Origin of the sequence: Erythrobacter donghaensis (assembly GCF_001557325.1) — a bacterium.
Taxonomy (GTDB): Bacteria; Pseudomonadota; Alphaproteobacteria; order Sphingomonadales; family Sphingomonadaceae; genus Erythrobacter; species Erythrobacter donghaensis_B.
This window is the reverse complement of the sequence record NZ_LSJS01000286.1, coordinates 1-875: the sequence shown is the minus strand read 5'-3', so window position 1 is coordinate 875 and position 875 is coordinate 1. Positions and strand designations below refer to the sequence as shown.

Here is an 875-nt window from a genome sequence, read left to right as displayed (position 1 = left end):
CGCCCATCCCGCCTATGTCTGGGAGGGCGAGCGGGCGCGGACGGTGCCGGTGCTCGATGCCCTGCCGCTCGAGGCGCTCCACGGGATCGAGGCGCAGAAAGTTGGCTTGCGCAACTTGTGCGCCCGGCTTGCGAGCGGCGCGGCGGCGCATGACGCGCTGCTGTGGGGCGCGCGGGGGATGGGCAAATCGGCGCTGGTGCGCGCCTGCGTCGCCGATGTGCAGCGCGAGACGCAGAACCTCGCCCTAGTCCAGCTTGCCCCGGGCACGCTGCCGACCTTCCCCGCGCTGATCGCCGAGCTGGCGGGGGTGAGCCGCGCCTTCCTGCTCTTCATCGACGACCTCGGCTTCGGCGCCGAGGCGCGCGCGGAGATGCTGGCATTGCGGAGCCTGCTCGAGGGCGGCATCGCCCCGCGTCCGCCGCATATCCGCCTCGTGGTCACCGCCAACCGCCGCGGGATCGTCGAGCGGCAGGATACCTCGGGGGCGATCCACGAAAGGGACGAGCGGGATGACGCGCTGGCGCTCGCCGACCGCTTCGGGCTGTCGCTGGGCTTCCACCCGGCGGACAAGGACACCTATCTCGCGATCCTTGGCGCTTACCTCGCCCCGCTCGGGCTTGGCTTCGATGCGGAAGAAGCGATGGCCTTCGCGATCCAGCGCGGCAACCGCTCAGGCCGCACCGCGCTGCAATTCGCGACCGAGCTGGCGGGGCGCGCGGGCAAGCGGCTTTAGTTGATCTTCTGCCCGGCCTGTTCGCGCAGGTAATCGGCCTCGAACTTGGCACGCGGGTCGGTCAGTTCCTGCGGCGGGAGCGGCTTGCCCTCCAGCCGCGCGATCGCCGGGGCAGGCGCGGCGCTGGGCGAGCGGACGCGCC

Annotated in this window: 1 protein-coding gene; it reads left to right on the top strand. The window is 72.1% G+C overall.

Annotated features, from left to right (window positions below):
• The coding region (locus AX692_RS16210; protein WP_073977776.1) for a DUF815 domain-containing protein at positions 1 to 733 on the top strand (733 nt) is incomplete at its 5' end.
• Positions 734 to 875: the final 142 nt, after the last annotated feature.